Here is an 8,150-nt window from a genome sequence, read left to right as displayed (position 1 = left end):
TCTTGAACACTAAATACATCAGCTTTGTGCATGTCATAACTTGCAGTGTACAGTCAAATTAATGGTCAAGTTAGAGTAATTTTAGAACTGGATTAAGATGCGATTACCCTGCATATCTTATCCCTATGATAAATTTTTTAACTACGGAGAAAGTCAAGCCGCAACTCTTGACTGGAAAAACACTCGTGTTTATGAAAAATTAGATGGTTCCCTGATGGTTCTCTATTTTTACCAAGGGGAATGGAGAGTTCAATCAACTGGGACCCCGGATGGAATTGCTGAAGTTAAAGGATTTGACCTGACATTTGCCGAACTTTTTTGGAAAGTTTGGCACTCCGCAGGTTATCAATTGCCCCAGGAAACAGCATACTGTTTTATGTTTGAGTTAATGACTCCTTATAATCGCATTGTAGTGCGACATAATAGAGAACAACTCATCCTGCATGGGGCGAGAAATATTCAGACATTGCAGGAAGAATTACCCAGTAAATGGGAAGGAAAATATGGATGGGAAATTGTTAAGACGTATCCTTTAACAACGTTACCCTTGATTATCAAAGCTACAGAAGCTTTAGATCCGATGATATCAGAGGGCTATATTGTTTGCGACCATCGCTTTAATCGACTTAAAGTAAAATCGGCGAAATATATAGAAATATCTTCTGCCAAAAGCGGATTTTCTACTCGTAGTATATTGGAGATTATTTTAACCAATGAAGGAGAAGAGTTTTTAACTTACTATCCCAAATGGTTGGAATTATTTAATCAAATTAAAGCTAACTATGACGCTTTGGTTAGAGAAATAGAAACAAGCTACGAACAATACAAAGACATCCCTCTACAGAAAGATTTTGCTTTAGCAGTTAAACATCTTCCCTACTGTGGGACATTATTTGCTTTGCGCGCCCAGAAAGTATCCAGTGTCCGAGAATTCCTGTGCCATCTTCCCATAGGGAAATTAGAAACATTATTAGATTTAGATTACGTGCATCTGGGGTAAGCATATAGCAAAGGGAACAGGGAACAGGGAACAGGGAACAGGGAGCAGGGAGCAGGGAAGAGGGAAGAGGGAAAACAATCCTGTGTACCTGATAGTTATGCAAACCGCCGTATGCTTATAGCTGATAGCTGACAGCTGACAGCTGATAACTGAATGCTTAAATATATAGCAAAAAAAAACTCGGTCAAGTTCTGGTTAACCCCAAGTCTTGACCGAATTCTATTGTGTACACAAAAACGAGTACACAATAGGTCAACTCAATGAAATCAATTCTAATGACTAAAAACATTCCTCCAGAGTTAGTCAGCAATTGCTCGAAAGCAACCACATTCTAACCTCTGACTTATCCTATTCCATACTACTTCATCCCGCTTCAGAAAACAACTTTCAATCTTGATGGTGGCCAGGGCCTAAAAGCCCTGGCAAATTCCTATCCTAGTCTAGGTAAAAATATCGCACCAAAGTGGTCATCACCTCACCAGGCTTTTCGGTGGGCTCGGGAGTGCTCCACTCGTAGGGATATGCATACTTAAGGGAATACAGGGCATTAATTGTATCGCGAACCTGTTTAGGAGTACCGATCAACAAGAGCTTGAATTTCTTAGGTTTGCGACCTTGGTTGTCTGGGGTGGGGGGAATGTTTTCAGTCATGAGAATCTTTTCTCTTAAGTGGTTATATTATTAATATATTTATAAATTAACTTATTGTCAAGAGGTTGGTGATTTTTTTTTATTACGAAATATGGCCAATAGGAGAATGTGAAAAGTGTGGGTAGTGTGGGCATAAGTAAGAGGGAATAGTATTAAAACAAAGCTGATAATTTTCTGGTGTTGTTATCATCAGCTTTTGGTTTATAGCGTTTCTAGGATTTATGAGGTCAAAGTCCCCCTTGATAAGGGGGATTTAGGGGGATCCCTTTCTAGGATTTATGAGGTCAAAGTCCCCCTTGATAATAGGGATTTAGGGGGATACCTTTGTACCTCATGGCATAGAGAATTGCTATATTTGGTTTATAATGTAAACTATCAGCTATCAGCCTTCAGCTGAAGGCTTACTTAATTCGAGTTATTATTGGTAATCAAAAAATTAGCTTCCTATCTTTTATGGCAACAAAAGACAGAAAGCTGAAATAGGGATAGCATTTTTAGTTAAGATGTAAACAAGGGAACAGGGAAAAGTTGAGGGCATCATAGGATGGGATGAATGCGATTGACCTAAGGTCACGCGGGGCGCGTTCGCATTTTGACCTTGAGGCGATCCCATGGTGAGATGAACAGGATTGGCCTAAGGCCACGCTACGCGAATGCAATAAAAATCTCCTCATCTCCCCATCTCCCCATCTCCCCATCTCCCCACACTCTCTTCTCGAGGGGAATCATGAAATAGTCGTAATTGCCCGACCAATATTAATTTGCAGGCCATAGCAACCCACTGGGCAAAAGCAGCTTCAGGATGAGCAGCTTAAACTCTTCAATAGTCAAGTCTTTAACTTGCATGGTCTTTCCCATCACATAGTTACTCTATATTATAGCATTTTTTAGAGGAGATTGTCTTTCAGCAGTTTCTGGAATTGGACACAATTGGCTACCCAAAGTAAGCCGGTGTTTTTAATCCCTGCACTGCCTAACTTTTTCTGCACCGTAGGGACTCACCATCCCAAGGGATTTTCTAAGAGATCCGTGCCGACGTAAACTGAGTCGTTAGCGCTGCATCTGTTAACTATAAGTATGATCAACGCTATAAATCGGCTTTAATGGATTTACCAAACTAGTAAATTAACGTTGCACACTATTGAATTTATACTAATTATTTGATAATGTAATTTGTAAATTACTGTTTGTTTTACCCTTTAACTGAAGTTAATTAAACCCTACATAAACAACTGTAAAAAAAAACAATTAGTTTTTTTCTAAAAAACCTAATTTGACCTAAAATTTAAATTATAACAAAAATTAAATAAAGCAATTTGTGTGATTTTTGATAAAGTAATTATAAGAGCCGACATAAATCAACTAAATTACCTAAACTCTCAACCGTACACTGTCAACGGTCAACAAATAGCAACTGAATCGAATCTATGAATAGCCCTTTCCTCAATCACCTCCATAGCCCAAAGCGCCCGGTTATCGTATTTGATGGGGCAACTGGAACATCTCTCCAAACCCAAAACCTTACCGCTGAAGACTTTGGTGGACCTGAGTACGAGGGATGTAATGAGTACCTTGTCCATACTAAACCAGAAGCAGTGGAAAAGGTGCATCGGGGCTTCCTGGAGGTGGGAGCAGATGTGATTGAAACGGATACCTTTGGGGGTACCTCGATTGTACTGGCAGAATATGATCTAGCTGACCAAGCCTATTACCTAAATAAAGCTGCTGCGGAACTAGGGAAACGGATGGCAGCGGAATACTCTACTCCAGAAAAACCTAGGTTTGTGGCAGGGTCCATGGGTCCTGGTACTAAACTCCCTACCCTGGGACATATTGATTTTGATACCTTGAAGAACGCCTATGTGGAACAAGCCTTAGGGTTGTATGATGGCGGTTCTGATTTGCTGATTGTGGAAACCTGTCAGGATGTGCTGCAAATTAAGGCAGCGCTGAATGCCATAGAAGAGGTATTTGAAAAAAAAGGGGCAAGACTCCCACTGATGGTATCGATCACTATGGAAGTGATGGGTACTATGCTGGTGGGGTCAGAAATTAATGCGGCGCTAACGATTCTAGAGCCTTACCCGATTGATATCCTTGGTCTTAACTGTGCCACTGGGCCAGAGCAAATGAAGGAACATATCAAATACTTGTCTGAGTGTTCCCCATTTGTGGTTTCTTGTATCCCTAATGCTGGATTACCGGAAAATGTCGGAGGGCATGCTCACTACAGGCTTACTCCCATGGAACTGCGGATGGCACTGATGCATTTTGTAGAGGATTTGGGAGTACAAGTTATTGGTGGCTGTTGCGGTACTAGGCCAGCTCATATTCAACAGTTAGCGGAGCTTTCCAAAACCCTGACCCCGAAGGAGCGACATCCTAAGCATGAACCGTCAGCAGCATCGATTTACAGCTCCCAACCTTATGAGCAAGATAATTCTTTCCTAATTGTTGGTGAACGCCTCAATGCTAGTGGTTCTAAAAAGTGCCGCACCATGCTCAACGCAGAAGATTGGGATGGATTGGTATCTTTGGCTAAATCCCAAATTAGGGAAGGGGCTAACGTCCTAGATGTTAACGTGGACTATGTGGGACGGGATGGAGTTCGGGATATGAACGAATTGGCCTCCCGTTTAGTCACAAATTCCACCTTACCCCTGATGCTGGACTCTACGGAATGGGAAAAGATGGAGGCTGGCTTAAAGGTAGTTGGGGGTAAGTGTATCCTGAACTCCACTAACTACGAAGATGGGGAACCTAGGTTCTATAAGGTACTGGAGTTAGCTAAAATCTATGGCGCGGGAGTGGTAATTGGTACTATCGATGAAGATGGTATGGCGCGGACAGCGGATAAGAAGTTTGAAATTGCTAAACGTGCTTATAACGATGCGATCGCATATGGTATCCCAGCTCACGAACTCTTCTTTGATACGCTAGCGTTACCAATTTCCACAGGAATTGAGGAAGACCGGGAAAACGGCAAAGCGACAATCGAATCCATTCGTCGGATTCGGGAAGAATTGCCTGGGTGTCATGTTATGCTGGGGGTTTCTAATATTTCCTTTGGACTAAACCCAGCAGCACGAATTGTGCTTAATTCCATGTTCTTGCACGAAGCAATGCAAGTGGGGATGGATGCAGCCATTGTTAGTGCTAGTAAGATTTTACCCTTAGCTAAAATTGAGCCAGAGCATCAAGAGGTTTGTCGAAAACTGATTTATGATCAGCGGGAGTTTGATGGGGATGTGTGTACCTATGACCCCTTGGCCGAGCTGACTACTCTGTTTGAAGGCAAAACTACAAAACGCGATCGCTCCCAGGATGAAAACCTATCGGTAGAAGAGCGGCTCAAGCGTCATATTATTGATGGGGAACGGATTGGTTTAGAAGAACAACTGGAGAAAGCCCGAGAAAAATATCCTCCCCTGGAGATTATCAATACCTTTTTGCTGGACGGTATGAAAGTGGTAGGAGAACTATTTGGTTCTGGGCAAATGCAGCTGCCATTTGTATTACAATCCGCTCAAACCATGAAGGCAGCAGTGGCTTATTTAGAGCCATATATGGAAAAATCTGAAGCAGGGAAGAATGCTAAAGGTACCTTTGTAATTGCTACGGTGAAAGGAGATGTTCACGATATTGGCAAGAATTTAGTAGATATCATCTTGTCCAACAATGGCTACGAGGTGATTAACTTGGGGATTAAACAGCCAGTGGAAAATATTATTGATGCTTATGAAAAGCACAATGCTGACTGTATTGCCATGAGTGGGCTACTGGTGAAGTCTACCGCTTTTATGAAGGATAATTTGGCAACCTTTAATGAGCGGGGAATTACGGTACCAGTTATTCTAGGGGGTGCTGCCCTAACACCAAAATTTGTCCATAAGGACTGCCAGAATACCTACAACGGTCAGGTGGTTTATGGTAAAGATGCCTTTTCTGACCTCCATTTCATGGATAAGTTAATGCCAGCAAAATCAGCTGGTAACTGGGATGATATCAAAGGGTTTATCGATGAAGTAGAGAATGGTGTAGCGGTTGAAGGGTCTTCCGAGTTGAAAGTTGACAAGTTACAGGAGAATGGTTCACAAAACAACCTGCAAGCATCTAACCTTCAACCTTCAACTCCCCCTTCAACTCCCCCAGATACTAATCGTTCGGAAGGGGTAACCTTGGATATTGAGCGTCCAACACCGCCATTCTGGGGAACCAAGATACTCCAGCCAGAAGATATTTCCTTCGAGGAAGTCTTTTGGTATCTTGATTTGCAGGCGTTGATTGCTGGACAATGGCAGTTTCGGAAGCCAAAGGACCAGTCGAGGGAAGAGTATAATCAGTTTTTGAAGGAAAAGGTTGACCCAATTCTGGCGAAATGGAAGGAAAAAACTCTTGCTGAGAACTTGTTACATCCCCAGGTAGTCTATGGATATTTTCCTTGTTTAGCTGAGGGGAATTCCTTGATAATTTATGATGCCCAAGGGATGAATCCTGAAGGCGCTAAAGACTCGAAGGAATTGCAAGAGGTGGCACGATTTGAGTTTCCTCGGCAACGGTCTGGTAAGCGTTTGTGTATAGCGGATTTCTTTTTACCGAAGGAGTTGGCAGAAGCAGGTCAATTCGATGTGTTCCCAATGCAGGCGGTAACTGTAGGTGATATTGCCACAGAGTACGCTAAGAAATTATTTGATGGTGATCAATATACCGATTATTTGTATTACCACGGATTGGCGGTACAAATCGCTGAAGCCTTGGCGGAGTGGAGTCATGCTCGGATTCGTCGGGAGTTAGGGTTCGCAGATCGAGAACCCGATAGCATTCGGGATGTGTTGGCTCAGCGCTATCAAGGTTCACGGTATAGTTTTGGCTATCCCGCTTGTCCAAATCTCCAGGATCAGTACAAGCAGTTGGATTTGTTGGAATGCGATCGCATTAAGTTATACATGGATGAGAGTGAGCAATTGTATCCAGAGCAATCTACGACAGCAATTGTAGCTTATCACCCCATCGCTAGATATTTTACTGCTTGATCGGTCAGCTTTTTGAGAATTGACTCTTGTTCCCCCCAAAGTTGGGGGGCTAGGGGGGCAAAATTCAGTTGAGCTAGCAAGATTTCAGTTAATTAAAACTGGAATCTTGCACCATTGTTATTAATCTTAGGGTGGGCAGTGTTCATCAAGGTGCCAAAGCCCAGCTTGGTGAATCTGTATCAACTACTGTCCACCCTAACCCTAAATGAACTATAACGGTTTTGTTGACAATGGAGACCGTTCTTTTTTACGACAACTTCCTCTAATTCTGAATCCATAAGGTTTGTAGCTCAATATTCAACCCCTTCAGGTCAATTAGCTAAAAATAAACACAATTCGGGAAGTTTTGTTAAGAATTATTGCTATTTTATTGACAACAAAGATTTAGCATGATATATGTATCTTAACTAGATTTCCTGATTCCCTATTTTTTATTTCCTTTTCCTATATATCGTTTTAGCCTGAAAACTATAATTATAATTTTTATTATCCTATATTTTTGGTAGACCATCTATATTTTTATTTAAAAAGCTTCAGGAGCTTTAAAATATGAGAATAAGTCTTCTTAAATTACCTGAATGGCTTCTAATCATTGTTTTTACTGTTGAAATAGTATGTCTTCTTGCTCCTTATATTCCCAATGCTGATTTTGGTATCTTTAAAGTTCCAATATTTTCGAAAAATATACAAAAATTACTTCGAATATTATCTCCTATCTTTGTAATTATTTCTATTATTTTGTTGGTTCCTATTTTTCCTTTTTCTTGTCTGACGACAGTATATGACAAAGAACCTCCACTTAACGTTCGTGTAGGTCCTGGTATACAATATAGAAAAATCGGGGAGCTTGAAAATGAGACTTCCATCACTGTTGTGAATTTTAAACGTGGATGGTTAAAAGTCTCTAAACCTCTAACGGGTTGGGTAGCAGAGAATCGAACAAAATTTCATTTAGATTGTGAAATACAAGTGGGTGATAAAAAGTTGACCGACGAATAGAGCAGAGACATAGTATGACTTCATTACTATCGAGTATAAAACAATGAAACCAGAATATGACCTCGCCAATATGAAAAGCCGCCCGAATCCTTATGCAAAAAAATTAAAGCAACAATTAACTTTGCCGTTGAGGATTGATGTAATAGAATATTTTGAAGCCAAGGCGCAAGAAAAAGGAATTTCTTACCAAGAATTAATCAATTTATACCTTCACGATTGTGTTGTCAGTAAACGAGAACTATCGTTTGAGTAGCGGAACTTAAACCAGGGTAAGCTAATGTAATTTTGTATACAAAAATACATAAAAAAGTTATTTTTTAGTATGATAAAACTTTTAATATGATGCGTCTATGTCAATAAGCTGCCTCCATTATCAATAATTTCGAGATTACAGTTAACCTGCATAAAAATCGGTGAAACTCTTGTGATAAGCTGTTCATAATTTCAATTACATATTCACAATTATA

At 40.7% G+C, this 8,150-nt stretch carries 6 protein-coding genes; 4 read left to right on the top strand and 2 right to left on the bottom strand.

Features of this window, described 5'->3' with window-relative positions; all coding sequences use genetic code 11:
- Positions 1 to 97 precede the first annotated feature (97 nt).
- Positions 98 to 1,000, top strand: coding sequence for an RNA ligase (locus F6K49_RS32065; protein ID WP_293103139.1), 903 nt, complete (start codon positions 98 to 100; stop codon positions 998 to 1,000).
- A 435-nt stretch (positions 1,001 to 1,435) separates the two neighbouring features.
- On the opposite strand, the gene F6K49_RS32060 is transcribed toward F6K49_RS32065, so the two are convergent.
- Together F6K49_RS32060 and F6K49_RS32055 are read right to left on the bottom strand one after the other, a co-directional pair.
- Positions 1,436 to 1,651, bottom strand: coding sequence for a hypothetical protein (locus F6K49_RS32060; protein WP_075899081.1), 216 nt, complete (start codon positions 1,649 to 1,651; stop codon positions 1,436 to 1,438).
- A gap of 494 nt (positions 1,652 to 2,145) precedes the next feature.
- The gene (locus F6K49_RS32055) at positions 2,146 to 2,349 is read right to left on the bottom strand and encodes a hypothetical protein (protein WP_293067048.1); all 204 of its coding nucleotides are present in this window, start codon (positions 2,347 to 2,349) and stop codon (positions 2,146 to 2,148) included.
- A 729-nt stretch (positions 2,350 to 3,078) separates the two neighbouring features.
- Between F6K49_RS32055 and metH the strand changes: the two genes are divergently transcribed.
- The 3 genes from metH to F6K49_RS32040 all read left to right on the top strand — a co-directional run bounded on the left by metH (position 3,079) and on the right by F6K49_RS32040 (position 7,936).
- Positions 3,079 to 6,684: a methionine synthase gene (metH, locus tag F6K49_RS32050; RefSeq protein WP_293103135.1), complete on the top strand. Its 3,606-nt coding sequence runs from the start codon at positions 3,079 to 3,081 to the stop codon at positions 6,682 to 6,684.
- Between the two features lie 549 nt (positions 6,685 to 7,233).
- Positions 7,234 to 7,683, top strand: coding sequence for an SH3 domain-containing protein (locus F6K49_RS32045; RefSeq protein ID WP_293103132.1), 450 nt, complete (start codon positions 7,234 to 7,236; stop codon positions 7,681 to 7,683).
- A 43-nt stretch (positions 7,684 to 7,726) separates the two neighbouring features.
- Positions 7,727 to 7,936 (top strand): antitoxin, encoded by a 210-nt coding sequence (locus tag F6K49_RS32040; RefSeq protein ID WP_293103128.1) that lies wholly within the window; start codon positions 7,727 to 7,729, stop codon positions 7,934 to 7,936.
- Positions 7,937 to 8,150 lie beyond the last annotated feature (214 nt).

This window comes from Moorena sp. SIO3I6, from assembly GCF_010672095.1.
The sequence above is the reverse complement of the archived record's forward strand: the minus strand, read 5'-3'. Positions and strand labels throughout refer to the sequence as shown.